The following is a 14,049-nucleotide window of genomic DNA, read 5'->3' as shown; positions in this document are numbered from 1 at the left end:
ACGCAAAAGGGCCTTTCTTATTTAATAAGAGAGACCCTTGTTGGCTTTGAATCGATTACTCCAACACGATGGAACTTTATGGTATGTATTTCTTAATCCGATACCAATACGTATAGGCATGGGTATAACCCAATTTTGCATATAGCCGTCGTGCGGGGGCATTGTTTTCGACCACTTGCAGATAGCTTGAAACAGCACCATGACTTTTACCCCAGTGCAACAGATGCAGAATCATCTGTTCCGCAAGGCCGCGATTACGGTAGGTTATATCTGTAATGATGTCATGCAGTCCAACGACTCCCCGCTCAACCACGCCAAGTCCGCAGGCCGCCACGAGCCCATCAACAGACAGAGTGATGAATGCCGTCTTTGCAGGAATATTTAAGAGCATCTGTGTCATCGTTTCCTTGGATTCTTCGTTGACCGCATTCAAACGACAGAAATGATGTAACCATTCGTCAGTTAACTGTTCGTTGATATGTACCTCCAGATGCTCAGGAGCTTTCAGATCCTCAAGACGTCGAAGCTGTACAAGGGTACGATCTATGACGACATAACCTTTATCCTGCAAAAGCTGATCCAATTCTTCTGGCTGAACAAACGGTGTAATTTTGAAAATAGTACTTAACTGGTTAGACGTATAGAATTGCTCACAGGCCGTGATTTTCTCATGTACATCCAGGGTAGAAGGGTAGAGCGCTTGAACTGAGTTGGCTCGCTTTGTATACCCTTTGGCAAAACGCAGCACCCATCCGTCATACAGTGAGGTTGATAAAGGCTGCCAGTGGTTAAGCGTCAGTTCTTCAATATGCCGATACGTATACTCTATTGCATACATTTTGTTCATCCTCCCAGTGTAATGATCAAGTATATGTAAGATTTTAATTTAATAATAATACATATAAATGAATAAAAATTCAATTGGAGTTATTCGGATGTTAAACATTTGATTATTGGTATACAATTTGTAGGATAGAGTAAAATGCAGCAATAAAAAGTTAGGATAAATAAGAAATTACATCAGTAAACAAGCATTAGCATACAGCTTAAGTTGCAGAAATGGAGTACAACATGATTACTATAGAGATCCAGGGACAGATCATTACATGTCATATCGAATATGGCAAACGAAAAAAAGCTTCCATCACGATGGACTTGCCCTACATGGTTACGATTAAGGCACCTAATGGCACTAGTGAAGAGGCGTTAACAGCACTCGTGAAGCAGCACGGAGAGGTCATCCTCACAAAGTCGGCGCTTATGCAGCAGGCACTGGAAGGCCCTCAGGCTAAGGAGTACGAGCAAGAGGGCAAGGGAGCATTTTTACATTTTGGTAAAGAGCATGCTCTGCATGAACTAATTCCTGTCGAAGGATTAGGGGAGGATGAGCTGAGAGCGACCCTTAAGAAGTTCTACTTTGCTGAGTGTAAACGGGTAATTGGGGAGCGCATCGGTCGCTATCAACAGGAGCTTAAGGTGAAGCCGAAGTCTGTAGACATTGTGGAATCAGCCACGAAGTGGGGGAGCTGTAGCTGGGACAAAAAGCTTACCTTTAACTATCGTTTAGCTATGGCACCGTATGAAGTTATTGACTATGTCATTATCCATGAGCTCTGTCACATTCATCATATGAATCATGACCGCTCGTTCTGGCGTCGTGTCGGCAGCATCATGCCTGATTACAAATCGAAGGAAGACTACCTAATGAGACATGGACGAGCTATGACGTTGTAAATTACAATGAATCCAAATACCCGTACCACGAGGTTTACTCTGTGGTGGAAGGAGTTAATGATGCCAGATAGTACCCCCTTTTCTGTGCAGGTGGATGAATACATTATGGGATTTGCACCTGAGGTGCAGACACGACTTCAAGCTTTAAGGCAGATGATACGGGAAACAGCCCCGAATGCAGAAGAGAAGATCAGTTACAAGATGCCCACGTATGCACAGCATGGAAATTTGGTTCATTTTGCTGCATATCAACATCATATTGGGTTCTATCCGGCTCCTAGTGGGATCATTGCGTTTCAAGAGGAACTCTCCACATTCAAGGGAGCGAAGGGATCGGTTCAGTTCCCGCACAATCAGCCGTTACCCGAAGAGTTGATCCGGCGAATCGTCGAATTCCGGGTGAAAGAGAACGTGGAGAAGGCAGCAACGAAGAAGCAGAAGAAGAAATAAACCGACCTGATCAAAGGAGAGTTTAGATGAATAAGGCTTTAATTGTGCTGGATGTGCAGCAGGGTATTGTACGTTTGCGTGATGTATCAGAACCAGTTGCCAAGATTCAATCTGTCATTGCCGAGTTTGAGGAACGAGACTGGCCAATTGTATATATGAAGCATGTAGATTACGAGCAAGAGGATTCGTCTTTGTACTATAAGGAGCGTGCCAATCTAGAGATTGTGCTCGATACGAAGCTGCATCCTGTGCTGGAGAAGAGCAAGCCAAGTGCGTTCAGCAACTCGGAGTTAAAGACATGGATGGTAGAACGGCACATTGAGCATGTATTTATTGTAGGGTTCAATACGGAATACTGTTGTCTGTTCACAGCAATTACAGCGGAGCATGAGGGTTTCCAGGTGACCTTGATCGAAGATGCGACGGGTACTGTCAACAACGAGGAGACGTATGAGATGAAGGGATTAGACATTCAGGACTTTGTCGGCTCGATTCTCAATTGGTCTGGGTGTATTGAAGTGTTATATGTGGATGAGTTCAAGGAAATATACACCTAAGTTTATCTATAAAAAGATTTCTGCCACAGATTCCTGATCCCTGATAGAATGGAAATAAATCTGTACAAGAAAACAGTCGGAAATGCCTTTCAAGGCTTTCCGACTGTTTTTGTTGTTGTGGATACTATTTAATCTGAGTTTTAGATTGAACTATATATTTACACAAGAACGGAGAGGACAGAAATAACGTGAAAAAGCGTAGCGTTCGGCTGAAAGCTTTCTGAAAGAAAGCTACATCGAAAGCATATGTTATCACCGGATTTTTCCCTTTTAGAGAAGGGGATCAATAGAATCTGGGGATAACAGCGATCGGAGCGTTGTTCTGTCATCGGAGTGGTTCGTGTAAACAGTTACAGTTGAATCTAGTTAATTAATATAGTAGGTCACGTTTGAGTTGCCAGCCGCTGTAATGAGATAGGTAATATCATCGCTGACCTTCATGTAAATGTTGAGATCGGAAGCGGACAGGTTAGGCAGTGTAAGACCGAATCTACCACGTGCATCTACATTTACAGTGACTGTTCTGATATGGCTCTCATCAGGTGATGGCCCATAGATCTGGAAGGTGAAGCTTTGGTTAGCGTATTTCAACAGTGTCCCATTAATCTTTAACGTACGGTCTGCTGTGTATTCAAATTTAACTAGGAAATTATCCAAGATATCTTGGGGATCTGGTTCCTGTGTACCGGGGTCTACTCCCGGATTCGGTTGTGTCTTATTTACAGAGAAGAATCGGGTTTGATACGAAATCTCGGCATTGGAGCCGTCTTTCTTCTTCAGACCTGTGATTCGGATGTTAAACGTGTCATTTTCTTTCAAAGACTGGATCTGATCTGGACGGAAAATGATAGCGTAATTGTATGCATAAGAATCGTTATTTACATTAAAGTATGCCCCTGAAGGGTCAGTGCTGTTCTTATGGTTGGCTCCTAATACCCACGTCCGTTGATCTGATGAACGAACAACCTCAACTCGCACATTCGATTGGGAAGGCTTTGCGAAGACATCGGGGTTCAGTTGTACGGACCAAGCTTGAGAGCTTTTGAACGCTTCAATCGGGAAATCCCCTTTATTCGGATACAAGGTGTAATTATAGTTTACCTTTTCCGCACGGCTGGTATCGAGAACCTGCATGGTACTGAACTGGTTGGCATATGACTTGTTATCACGGTACGCAACACCGAATCCAGTCTTCTTCAATTGTGTGCTCAAAATCCAGCGCCGATGACCTAGTGCAGCAATGTTGCTCGCATCTGAATCATCCATATAAGCTTCAACACTGTTGACCGCGACGTTCCCTCTGGAGCTGTAGGCTGCAAACAGGTTGGAACTTGATGCCGACTTGGCACCTAAGTCGTAAAAGTCCTTTGGCATGTCCGCCGGTTGAGGTGGGTAATGCGACAGCGCCGATGTAGAAATAACGACTGCACCATGTTGTGCTTGTTGATTGAGCGTAGCATCTAGAACGAGATCTCCTTCGAGTCCTGACAGGAAACGATAAAAGTTAGCTGCATTCAGAGCGTGCTCTAAGGAAGCATCACTAATTTTCCCCGCAATATAAGGAGCCATAGCGGAAGGTGTCTCGGTGAACGTAACTGATTTATCTTTCTCACTCATCCATTCATTCCACTTCTGAGTAATTTCTTGCTCGCTCCGCTCAGGTAACAAACTGTCGATGGGAGCTGCCGAAGCCTGCTGGGATGCAAGCAAAACGAGTAGTAGACCAGCTAAAGGTACTGCTAATAACGAACGGATGTAGCGTTTTCCATTAAACATGTTTCAATCTCCTTTTTTAATTATAAATTTTAATATTATGTATCCAATGGTTATTATCGACAGTGGAGGTATCTTTCGTTAGCTTTGCTCTCCTTGAATTCAGCGATTTTTCAGTTAGAGACCTTATAATACTCCATCATGATCTGGTACCAAGACAACACGGAGAAGGTAGAGCGGATTGTGATCAACTCTTTCTGATGTTTGTGGATGTTATATGGTAAGCGTGAAGTGGTGAGGCAATTTTGTAATTGCTTACATGAAATATATGGATTAATATAGAAATAACTCTGTTTCTCGAAGGGAGTGAGCGTCATGAAACGACGGGCTAAGATGAACGCAATGACTACAACCATTAAGGTGATTATGAACTGAATAGATATGGCAGACATCGGGGGTAGGCGCGGCAATATGCTGCTCAGGATACCATTCGATGGCTGCTGACCATAGGGATATAACTGCATTTTTTCCTGGTGATCACGAGGTTTATTTGCTTATGCACTTCTTCTCGTACACCACGAATTTTAAAAGCCGCAGGCATAGCCTGCGGTTTTTTGCGCGCCAAAACAGCCATTTAACCCGGCGGCGGGTCAAGGGAACGATCCATTGCAGGCAATAGCTGCTGGGAATCATTTCTTTTATCAGGCAAACCGGAGAAGTATTAACGAAATCAAATAATGAGGAGCTCGATGCCTATGTTAAAATTAAAATATTTATTCCACAATCATGATCTGGCTGAGATGATATTGAAGCAATGGGACTATGACGCAGAGTCGCTGGATATGTTCCGACATTACCGGATATCGTCGAATGCGGTGTACCCGTTCCGGTTTCAAGATGAGGTTCGATTGCTGCGTTTTGCACCTGTGGACGAAAAGGATAAATCGAATATAGAAGCCGAATTAGCATTCCTGCATGAGCTTCATCGACAGCAATATGGAGCGCTAGAGGCTGTTCCAGCACATACCGGGGAGGAGCTTGTTCAGGTTCATACACCGTGGGGAGCCTATTATGCATCGGTGTTCAAGCGGGTTCCAGGGATTTCGCTGGCTCGTGTTGATCTGGATGAGACGATTGTTCACGGTTATGGTCAGGCGTTAGGCGAGCTGCACAACGTGTCCCGTCAATATGCGCCTGAGCATACGGTTCGCTGGACTTATACAGAAGTGCTGGACTGGATGCAAGGTGTGTTAGCAGGTTTTCCTGATGAGACAGAGGCTCTGAACGAGGTGGATGCTGTACGGACGGTATTAGCCTCATGGCCTGTTACGAAGCAGAACTTTGGTCTCATTCATTATGATTTTGAACTGGATAATGTATTTTATGATCAGGCGGAACATGCATTTTATGCCATTGATTTCGATGATGCTATGGTTCACTGGTATGCGATGGATGTGCAGCAGTCATTGGATAGTCTACAGGAGGAGATTGAACCAGAGCACTGGGAGCAGATGAAACAATTCTTTATGCAAGGATACTGGTCTGTATCCGAAGAAACGGTTGATATGGAGACGATGTTTCCGGCATGTCGCCGCTTCTCCAACCTGTACGGCTATGTACGAATACTTCGATCTACCTCGCAGCAATGGGCGCATGAGCCTGAGTGGATGTGTGAATTAAGAGCGAAGCTGGAAGAGGCAAGGATAGCCAAAGCGAAGCTATTCGGTCAACCGCTGTCGTAGAGTTGTATGAGCTGCAATGCGTACGTAGTATGACGTAAACCTTATCAGAGTTCAAATCGTGCAAATAGCACCTGATAGCACCCACAAGCAGCACTCATAAGCAACATGCCAAAGGGACATTATGCTTCACTATCATCAAAGAGCGCAGGTTAACCCACGTCAGAGGGAACCTAGCGCTCTTCATATTATGTACCGCCAAACTATGATTCCGAAGCATGAATGGTTAGATCGAAATCGGGTTTACGCATGTAGCTAAGGGGATAGAGATCATCCCTGGCAGAGATTAAGGCACGAAAATGAAGCATACCGTAGCGCTGACCTGTGGTTGAAGTAGTGGAGTAAGGAACAATCTCGCCTACTACAAATACGTCTTCTTCATTCGTACATCGATAAATGACATTGTTTGGATTGCGCACTTCTTCAGCGTATCCGTAAGTCATTACGTGAAATGTCCTACCACGCCAATTCGTACGGATTACTTGATAGGATTGTGTCTGTACCAGGTCAATATAACGCTCCAGTGGGAACGTATGCTCAAACTCTGTAATGTACCCATTCTTGTCCACATCAATGGTAAATTCAACATCATAACTCTTCCCAAATTCCTCTTGATAGGTGCCTTCCATCATGCTCATTGTGTCGAAGCACGCGCCGTATTCTTCATCTTCCACGTAGGGGATGGCGATTCGTTCAGGATCAACCACATTGGTGATCTGGCTGCTGGAGCAGTCTACGTCCAGTGTCTCTGGTTGAAGTGCAATCATTCCAATCGTAAATCCAGTACCAGCTTCACAAGTTATCCGCATAGTCATCTCCTTATTCCGTAATTAGTGATTAGACGAACGGCGGCAGGAAAGGTTGCGTATTTCCATTCGATAGATTCTTTTGATAGAGTAGTTATAGATCATCCTGGAGGAAGACACGAGCGCGCGAATTGGAGAGGGGAATTTGTGATGAATGTAAAGTATAACGTTATTGAGCAGCAGGCTCTTCATTTTGTTGGGATCAAACGAACCTTCTCTTGCGTAGACGGTGAGAATCTTAGAGGCATTCCCCTAATGTGGCAAGAAGCTCTGGCTGAAGGAATTGAGGATCGTTTGAGCGAGCTGAATAACGGGATAATCGCTGGTTTGGTGGGTATCTGTGTAGATCAGAGACAATTGCATGATGGGCAAATGGAGTACTGGATTGCTACCTCTCATTCGGATGAAATCCCAGCAGGCATGTATGGAATAGAGCTTCCCGCAGTGAAATGGGTTGTATTTGAAGCAGATGAACTTGCGCCAGAAGCGATACAGCGCTTGTGGAAATATATTATGTCTGAATGGTTGCCTACAGGCTCTTATGAGCATGCAGGCATTCCAGAGCTTGAAGTATACAGTGGTGAAGGTGCTCCGCCTCAAGTGTGGATCCCAGTAAAGTCGTAGATGGGTTAATTTCTAAAAGGCTCAATCATTAGGAGGCGTATCATGTTATCAACTCGGGTAATGGAGTATTGTGAGGATCAAGGCTGGTGGCATGAAGATGTCCCGGCAGATTATGAAGAAGCATTACGGAAACTGGGTATTGCTCTGGAGTCCGATTTTGCGCAATTTTATTTGCATGCTGAGGATGGGCCTACATTCTATAGTAGAAATCAGGAGCTATATCAGATTTGTTGGTTTATGGTGAATACCGTTTATATGGAAGACATTACTATGGCTCAACTGACGTTAGGGCTGCCGGATGCTTATATCCCGCTGGATAGCTTCGAGGGTGAAGGTGGGTTCTTTTATAATCGAGTGACGGGGGAAGTCATTTTGGTTGAGCTAGGCGAATCGATTGAGCGTTTCCTTCGGGGAGAGAGTACACCGCAATGGTCGAATTTCAACGTATTTCTAGAATGGTATTTCAAGCTCAATGAGGAACCTACGCAATGAAGGAACGATAATATTGAAGTGAAATTGAAGTGAATCTCAGCGGAGAGCAAGTTACGACCTAGCCTAGTGACATACCCAAGTGTCATAGCCAGAAATCATGCAAAAAAGACGAGCCTTGGCTCGCCTTATTTGTTTCACCTCTGTACAACGGCTTAGCTTGGTGCTATGTAGTGTGCAGCGGGCAAGTGGTATTGCTCTAATCAGAGATGTTGCGCGTATAGTATTCGATAATGTCTTTGCGGCGGATGATGCCGAGGAACACACGATCTACATCAACAACAGGTACGAAATTTTGATCGGCTGCCAATGTCAGCATATCCTCCATCTCGGCCTCAATGTATACGCATTCATTGTACACACGGTTGTTAATCTCATGTACCTCAACCTGATCCATATTATCAAAAGTCAATCCAGGCGTACTTCGCATTTTCCATAACAAGTCACCTTCGGACAGGGTAGCAACATATTTTCCATCCTGATCAATTACGGGTATGGCAGTATAATGCTGCGCTTCAAGCTGCTCGATCGCATCCTTCATGGAAGCGGAGGACTTGATATAGGCCACTTCGGCTTTGGGGAGTAAAAAATAGCTGATTTCCATCATCGGGCTCCTTTGCAGTAATTTCACTCTCCTTATTTAAACATATTATGTGAGTATTCGGCTATTTTTTATGATAAAATCGTCAGATTTGTGCCATTGTTTAAATGAGCTTGGAAATCTATAGTATATTGTAGAGGTGATATGACCATGAAAAAGAAACATAAAATTTTGTACGGACTACTTCCGATCTTGTTTGCGGGTGGAGTTGGAATGTACCTATATATGCAGAACAGCAAAGCTGAAGAAGCGAAGCCAGAGGCCACTGTAACACAGTACATAGACCATTTGCAGAAGAAGGAATTCGATCAGCTATATACGATGATGACGCCTGCTTCACTGGATGAGTCTGGACTGAGTAGAGAACAGTTCGTGGAAAAGTATAACGCAATCTACTCCGGCATGGAGGTATCCGAGGTCAAGGCAGAAGTGAAGCCACAGGCCACCGAAACGACAGCGGATTCCAATGAATCAGAATCAGGAGCAAGTGGAGAAGCAAGTGCCGACGCACCCAACCCTGACATCTACGAAGTGGACTATAATCTGCAGTTGACAACCTTGCTTGGCGACGTGAACGAGACCCAGTCCTTGAAGCTTGTCAGACAAGAGCTTGAGGATGGCACCAAAGTCTGGCGGATTGATTGGCAGCCGTCGATGATTCTCAAAGATATGGTTAAAGGCAGTAAGGTGAGAGTCCGGACACTATTTCCGGAACGTGGCAACATTGTAGATCATGAAGGAATGCCTCTTGCGACAAAAGGGTCGGTCAATGAATGGGGCATCGTACCAGGAGAGCTAGGCGAGAGCCCGGAGGCTAAGATTGCCCAGATTGCTCAGCATTACAAGGTATCTGAAGATGCCATTAATACAGCATTAGCCCAGAAGTGGGTGAAGCCAGAATATTTTGTACCGATTGCTACGACCGATGAATCCATGGTGCCTGACGGGCTAAATGGCGTGAAGCTGCAATCCAAGACGATTCGATACTACCCGCTGGGTGAAGCGGCTGCTCATCTGGTTGGTTATGTGCGTAAAGTGACAAAAGAGGATCTGGAGAAAGATACCGAGGGTTATTACCGGGCTGAGGACTGGATTGGTAAAGCCGGTCTGGAGCAATCAATGGAGAAACAACTTCGCGGCGAGCGAGGTGGCTTGATTGAGATTACGGATGAACTAGGCAATGTCCGCTCTGAGCTAATTCGCCATGATGCAGTTGATGGACAAGATGTGCAGCTGACCATTGATGCGCAAACACAGCAAAAATTGTATCAGACCCTTTCCAGCGGTGGAGATGCCGGAGCGATGGTGCTGATGAACCCGACAGATGGCCATCTACTTGCTATGGTTAGTGCACCAGCCTATGATCCAAATAAAATGGTTACAGGTCTTACGCAGGCAGAGTGGGATGCATATTCCGCTGATGAAGGGCTACCTTTTATCAATCGATTCACGAATCGTTATGCACCAGGGTCAACCTTCAAAGCAATCACAGCAGCAGCAGGACTCATGGAGAACGTAACTACTGCGGATAAAGAACATGATATCCCTGGTTTACAATGGCGTAAGGATGAGAGCTGGGGTGGTTATTATGTGAAACGTGTGAAGAGTGTATCACCTGTAAATATGGTCGATGCCTTGGTATATTCAGACAATATCTACTTTGCCCAAGAAGCCATTGAGATGGGCAGTGCCAAATTTATCGAAGGTATTCAAAAGTTTGGATTCGGTGATAACTTCGGATTGGACGAATTGTACTTGAAGCCAAGTCAGTATGCGAATGAGGCACATCTCGATCTCGCATCAGAGGTACTTCTCGCTGATACGTCCTACGGTCAAGGAGAGATGTTAATGTCTCCGATCCATCTAGCAACTTCGTTTACGCCCTTTATTAATGAAGGGAAAATGGTGAAGCCTGTACTGATTGTAGGCAAAGAAACGTCTGAGCCCGAGGTGATCATCACACCTAATGTCGCAGCTACGGTTAAGGATGCACTCGGTCAAGTCGTCACCCGTTCAGGTGGAACAGCTCATTCCCTTAATCCGCTTCCAGGTGCATTAGCCGCTAAGACGGGAACCGCTGAATTAAAAGCAAAGAAGGGAGAGAAAGGACAAGAGAACGGATTTGTCGTGGTGTTTGATACCGAATCCCCCTCCTTCCTCATCTCTGCGGTCATTGAACAAGTGAACGGCCGTGGCGGAAGTCATTATGTCGTGGATAAACTAGAGCCGTTTCTGGAGAAATTGAACGTACCCGCATCATGATAATATATAACAGCCCACTAGACCCGATTGCGTTGCCAAAGGTCTGGTGGGCTGTTTCTTTGTTATTTTTTAGCTAAACTATAGAGCTTTATTTGTGAGCTGTTATCATGAAACGGGCGGCGTTTGTACGGATGCCCTGATCACACTGATATTGCTGAATAAAACGTTGGAGTGTCTGCACATCTGTAACTTGTTCTCCGAAGCCGGGAATAATCGGCGCATGAGCCAGCAGGAAGAGCAGATCTTCTGGGCGAGCATAATACTCGGTCGCATTATATTCCTTGAGGTGAATATCACGGAATCCAGCCTCACGCAGTTCGTTCAGATATTTCTCCGCTAGTGTACTTGTTGGCAAGTCTTCGGTTGCCTCTAAGCCGAAAGCTTTTTTAATGTTATATTTATCATTTTCCCGAACCTGCTGGGTCAGGAACATACCTCCATCAGCAAGTACACGATATGCTTCTGATGCGCAGAAGGGGGCATGTCTGCTAGAAATAATATTGAAAAATTGATCGGGGAATTGAAGCTGCTCTGCATTCATCTGTATGAATCGGACGTTGGAGCGCCCTGACGCAAGAAGATTACGCTGTGCAGTCTGTATCATGCCGTGGGAAAGGTCGATCCCTACAAGTAATGATGCAACCTCGGCATGGGAGAGCAGTGCTTCTCCGCCACCTGTGCCAATATCGAGTAAGTGGTCAGAGGGAAGGGTATGGTGCATAACTTCAGTATACAGATCCCATAGGACTCCTTCGGATACAACCTGTATGGAACTGAAATCCCAACCGTTGATTGCCCCGATCTGTTCATAAAAAGCTTCGTATTGCATGGTTTGTTTCATTCGTTATTCCTCCAAATTTGTGTGGATACAATGAGTAGTTGTTATTCACGTTCGATACAATAATCTACCGAGTTAGGTCAAGAAGACAGACGTATCCCTCTATAGCTGGTACGCGTTTTGACCCAGCCCGACCTCTAATTACTTCGAACGAATTGGAATAACATCCTTGTCACCTCACCATTTGGAATATAACTAGTATAATTCATTTGACAGCCTATATGCGAAATGTTATTTTGATTTGGGAAACTAATCCAATAGATCGAGGTGATCGATGGTGGCTGTAAGTGCTAAGCAGATTTTTGTTAACCTACCCGTCAAAGATTTGAATAAATCGGTGGAGTTTTTCACCAAGATTGGGTTTGAGTTTAATGCTAATTTTACGGATGAGTCAGCTACCTGTATGATCATTGGGGACAACATTTATGCTATGCTGCTGGTGGAAGAGCGTTTCCTATCGTTCATTCCTAAGAAAATCTCTAATGCTGCCGAGACAGCCGAAGTCATCGTTGCTCTATCCGTAGATAGCCGTGAACAGGTCGATCAGATTGTACAAGCTGCTCTGGATGCAGGTGGTAAGCATTACAATGATCCGCAGGATCATGGATTTATGTATGGCTGGAGCTTTCAAGATCTGGACGATCACCTGTGGGAAGTATCCTATATGGATCTGAGTGCATTCCCGACAGCGGAATAATTGGAAATGAAGCAAGTTAACATTCAATTGTATATATGAAATTGAGATAGCCTTCCTATTCAAATAGGAAGGTTATTTTTTGGGGAATTCACTATAAATCCAGCATTCACACAACTCTTCAGGTATGGACATGAATAACATAGAACATGCATGACCCACAACGATGTACAGGAGAGATGGATATGAACCGTTCCAACGTGAAAAGTTACCGGTATCGTGTCGGGAAGAATCAATATATTGTTATTCAGATTCACCAAACCGCCAAAGGCTATGCGGAGTCAGGGAATGTGCTCGCGAGTAATGCTGTTAACGTTCAGATTATAAAAGAGAAGAAGAAGGGACGCCGATCTTCGCGTAAACGCTAGTCTACTGGTCTAATTAACGTAGCAATAATCGTGAAATGTCCATGATGCATCTATTTCTGTAGAGAAGAATAATAAGAGGAGGCGGATCGGTATGGCTAAAAAACCAAAACATGCTAAACACGTTAACCGGGTAGAGGTAGACAAAAGTCGTCTGAAGTTTAATGCGAGACAATCTGCGAAGGCTTCGGTGGGTCAAGGCGGTAATGCATTTGCCATCAATGCCAATGAACTCGGGAATATTCGGGTACGTGCAGGACAACAATAAATGGTATGAAGTAAGTAAATAACAGTAGCTAAGAAGGTGCCATCCGGCACCTTCTTTGTTGTACATCTCACTGTCGTTAGTGCTGGGAAAAAGGAAGGATTGCGAAGAGGCCAATTTGGTATGTAATTTTTGTCATGAAAACAAGCTGGCTAGATATTGCTTATTCAACATTCATCCGTTAAAATATAGAACGAATGTTCAGTATGCAAGCAGTATAAAAGCAGTATGTAAGAAATGGAGTGAAAGAATGAACAAAAAGCAACTTCAAACAGAGCAGACGAAGAAGAAACTAGCGGATGCCTCTAGAGCTCTTTTTATACAAAAAGGCTATAAGGCAACATCCATTGAAGATATCGTGGCGGCAACAGGGAGCAGCAAGGGCAATATTTATTACCATTTCAAAAGTAAGGAAGGTCTCTTTCTATATTTGATTGATGAGTGGGATCGGGAATGGGATGAAAATTGGACAGCCAAAGAACATCTCTATCGTACCTCTACCGAGAAAATTTACGGTTTAGCTGAACAGCTTGTCCTGGATGAGATGAATCACCCACTGACCAAGGCAGCCGATGAATTTTTCACCAAGGAGAAGAAAGAGAACGATATCGAAGAACGCATCACGGTGATGTTTGAGCGGCATATTCAATTTAACCGGCAACTGGTACAAGAGGGGATCGATAACGGAGAGTTCAAGGCTGACAATGTAGATCACCTCGCGCTTATATTAGAAAGTACCATAATCGGATTGAGCCACATGTCGCGCAACATGGAGCCAGAACAGGCTCTTGCCTTATATCGTCACGCTGTAAGTGTATTCTTGCACGGCATTGCAAAAGATAAGGATTGAACACAGGTTGCCAATTGAGCGGAGTATATGAGAAGGCAACATTTTGACAACTACGGAGGATG

The 14,049-nt window shown here is 44.5% G+C and carries 16 protein-coding genes; 11 read left to right on the top strand and 5 right to left on the bottom strand.

Going from position 1 to position 14,049, the window contains the following annotated elements:
- Positions 1-76: 76 nt before the first annotated feature.
- On the bottom strand, positions 77-838 hold the full coding sequence (locus MH215_RS13035) for a GNAT family N-acetyltransferase (protein WP_239290686.1): 762 nt from the start codon (positions 836-838) through the stop codon (positions 77-79).
- A gap of 236 nt (positions 839-1,074) precedes the next feature.
- Here MH215_RS13035 and MH215_RS13030 point away from each other — a divergent pair, with 236 nt between their 5' ends.
- Genes MH215_RS13030 through MH215_RS13020 form a run of 3 tightly spaced genes read left to right on the top strand, consistent with a single transcriptional unit; the run spans position 1,075 to position 2,741 of the window.
- Positions 1,075-1,734 (top strand): M48 family metallopeptidase, encoded by a 660-nt coding sequence (locus MH215_RS13030; RefSeq protein WP_481857435.1) that lies wholly within the window; start codon positions 1,075-1,077, stop codon positions 1,732-1,734.
- Positions 1,735-1,794: 60 nt separating this feature from the next.
- Positions 1,795-2,184: an iron chaperone gene (locus MH215_RS13025; RefSeq protein ID WP_239290837.1), complete on the top strand. Its 390-nt coding sequence runs from the start codon at positions 1,795-1,797 to the stop codon at positions 2,182-2,184.
- A 26-nt stretch (positions 2,185-2,210) separates the two neighbouring features.
- Entirely contained in the window at positions 2,211-2,741 is a 531-nt protein-coding gene (locus MH215_RS13020; RefSeq protein WP_239290683.1) for an isochorismatase family protein, read from the top strand.
- A 366-nt stretch (positions 2,742-3,107) separates the two neighbouring features.
- Here MH215_RS13020 and MH215_RS13015 read toward each other — a convergent pair whose 3' ends face one another.
- Complete coding sequence (locus MH215_RS13015; RefSeq protein ID WP_239290682.1) at positions 3,108-4,517, bottom strand: CAP domain-containing protein; 1,410 nt, start codon at positions 4,515-4,517, stop codon at positions 3,108-3,110.
- Positions 4,518-5,209: 692 nt separating this feature from the next.
- Between MH215_RS13015 and MH215_RS13010 the strand changes: the two genes are divergently transcribed.
- Positions 5,210-6,196: a phosphotransferase enzyme family protein gene (locus tag MH215_RS13010; protein WP_239290681.1), complete on the top strand. Its 987-nt coding sequence runs from the start codon at positions 5,210-5,212 to the stop codon at positions 6,194-6,196.
- A 200-nt stretch (positions 6,197-6,396) separates the two neighbouring features.
- Here MH215_RS13010 and MH215_RS13005 read toward each other — a convergent pair whose 3' ends face one another.
- Positions 6,397-7,002, bottom strand: a complete 606-nt coding sequence (locus tag MH215_RS13005) for a hypothetical protein (protein ID WP_239290680.1) — start codon at positions 7,000-7,002, stop codon at positions 6,397-6,399.
- A gap of 147 nt (positions 7,003-7,149) precedes the next feature.
- Here MH215_RS13005 and MH215_RS13000 point away from each other — a divergent pair, with 147 nt between their 5' ends.
- Both MH215_RS13000 and MH215_RS12995 read left to right on the top strand, forming a co-directional pair.
- On the top strand, positions 7,150-7,623 hold the full coding sequence (locus tag MH215_RS13000) for a GyrI-like domain-containing protein (RefSeq protein WP_239290679.1): 474 nt from the start codon (positions 7,150-7,152) through the stop codon (positions 7,621-7,623).
- A gap of 42 nt (positions 7,624-7,665) precedes the next feature.
- Entirely contained in the window at positions 7,666-8,115 is a 450-nt protein-coding gene (locus MH215_RS12995; RefSeq protein WP_239290678.1) for a hypothetical protein, read from the top strand.
- Positions 8,116-8,311: 196 nt separating this feature from the next.
- On the opposite strand, the gene MH215_RS12990 is transcribed toward MH215_RS12995, so the two are convergent.
- The gene (locus MH215_RS12990) at positions 8,312-8,716 is read right to left on the bottom strand and encodes a CBS domain-containing protein (RefSeq protein WP_056692743.1); all 405 of its coding nucleotides are present in this window, start codon (positions 8,714-8,716) and stop codon (positions 8,312-8,314) included.
- Between the two features lie 147 nt (positions 8,717-8,863).
- Here MH215_RS12990 and pbp4 point away from each other — a divergent pair, with 147 nt between their 5' ends.
- Entirely contained in the window at positions 8,864-10,975 is a 2,112-nt protein-coding gene (gene pbp4, locus MH215_RS12985; RefSeq protein WP_239290677.1) for a penicillin-binding protein PBP4(5), read from the top strand.
- An 88-nt stretch (positions 10,976-11,063) separates the two neighbouring features.
- Here the strand turns inward: pbp4 and MH215_RS12980 are convergent, their stop codons facing one another.
- Positions 11,064-11,816, bottom strand: a complete 753-nt coding sequence (locus MH215_RS12980; RefSeq protein ID WP_239290676.1) for a class I SAM-dependent methyltransferase — start codon at positions 11,814-11,816, stop codon at positions 11,064-11,066.
- Positions 11,817-12,090: 274 nt separating this feature from the next.
- On the opposite strand from MH215_RS12980, the gene MH215_RS12975 reads away from it, so the two are divergent.
- The 4 genes from MH215_RS12975 to MH215_RS12960 all read left to right on the top strand — a co-directional run bounded on the left by MH215_RS12975 (position 12,091) and on the right by MH215_RS12960 (position 13,987).
- Positions 12,091-12,510, top strand: coding sequence for a VOC family protein (locus tag MH215_RS12975; protein ID WP_239290836.1), 420 nt, complete (start codon positions 12,091-12,093; stop codon positions 12,508-12,510).
- A gap of 182 nt (positions 12,511-12,692) precedes the next feature.
- Positions 12,693-12,875, top strand: coding sequence for a hypothetical protein (locus tag MH215_RS12970; protein ID WP_239290674.1), 183 nt, complete (start codon positions 12,693-12,695; stop codon positions 12,873-12,875).
- Between the two features lie 91 nt (positions 12,876-12,966).
- Positions 12,967-13,140 carry a hypothetical protein gene (locus MH215_RS12965; RefSeq protein ID WP_156395345.1) on the top strand — a complete coding sequence of 58 codons (174 nt, stop codon included), beginning with the start codon at positions 12,967-12,969 and terminating at the stop codon, positions 13,138-13,140.
- Between the two features lie 247 nt (positions 13,141-13,387).
- Entirely contained in the window at positions 13,388-13,987 is a 600-nt protein-coding gene (locus tag MH215_RS12960; RefSeq protein WP_239290673.1) for a TetR/AcrR family transcriptional regulator, read from the top strand.
- The last annotated feature ends 62 nt before the right edge of the window (positions 13,988-14,049 follow it).

The organism is Paenibacillus sp. ACRSA (assembly GCF_022346845.1).
GTDB lineage: Bacteria > Bacillota > Bacilli > Paenibacillales > Paenibacillaceae > Paenibacillus.
The sequence above is the reverse complement of the archived record's forward strand: the minus strand, read 5'-3'. Positions and strand labels throughout refer to the sequence as shown.

What these genes read in the sequence shown, in the direction of transcription:
- MH215_RS13035 (WP_239290686.1), bottom strand. Translation starts at nt 838, where the DNA reads ATGTATGCAATAGAGTATACGTATCGGCATATTGAAGAACTGACGCTT.
- MH215_RS13025 (WP_239290837.1), top strand. Translation starts at nt 1,795, where the DNA reads ATGCCAGATAGTACCCCCTTTTCTGTGCAGGTGGATGAATACATTATG.
- MH215_RS13020 (WP_239290683.1), top strand. Translation starts at nt 2,211, where the DNA reads ATGAATAAGGCTTTAATTGTGCTGGATGTGCAGCAGGGTATTGTACGT.
- MH215_RS13015 (WP_239290682.1), bottom strand. Translation starts at nt 4,517, where the DNA reads ATGTTTAATGGAAAACGCTACATCCGTTCGTTATTAGCAGTACCTTTA.
- MH215_RS13010 (WP_239290681.1), top strand. Translation starts at nt 5,210, where the DNA reads ATGTTAAAATTAAAATATTTATTCCACAATCATGATCTGGCTGAGATG.
- MH215_RS13005 (WP_239290680.1), bottom strand. Translation starts at nt 7,002, where the DNA reads ATGCGGATAACTTGTGAAGCTGGTACTGGATTTACGATTGGAATGATT.
- MH215_RS13000 (WP_239290679.1), top strand. Translation starts at nt 7,150, where the DNA reads ATGAATGTAAAGTATAACGTTATTGAGCAGCAGGCTCTTCATTTTGTT.
- MH215_RS12995 (WP_239290678.1), top strand. Translation starts at nt 7,666, where the DNA reads ATGTTATCAACTCGGGTAATGGAGTATTGTGAGGATCAAGGCTGGTGG.
- MH215_RS12990 (WP_056692743.1), bottom strand. Translation starts at nt 8,716, where the DNA reads ATGGAAATCAGCTATTTTTTACTCCCCAAAGCCGAAGTGGCCTATATC.
- pbp4 (WP_239290677.1), top strand. Translation starts at nt 8,864, where the DNA reads ATGAAAAAGAAACATAAAATTTTGTACGGACTACTTCCGATCTTGTTT.
- MH215_RS12980 (WP_239290676.1), bottom strand. Translation starts at nt 11,816, where the DNA reads ATGAAACAAACCATGCAATACGAAGCTTTTTATGAACAGATCGGGGCA.
- MH215_RS12970 (WP_239290674.1), top strand. Translation starts at nt 12,693, where the DNA reads ATGAACCGTTCCAACGTGAAAAGTTACCGGTATCGTGTCGGGAAGAAT.
- MH215_RS12965 (WP_156395345.1), top strand. Translation starts at nt 12,967, where the DNA reads ATGGCTAAAAAACCAAAACATGCTAAACACGTTAACCGGGTAGAGGTA.
- MH215_RS12960 (WP_239290673.1), top strand. Translation starts at nt 13,388, where the DNA reads ATGAACAAAAAGCAACTTCAAACAGAGCAGACGAAGAAGAAACTAGCG.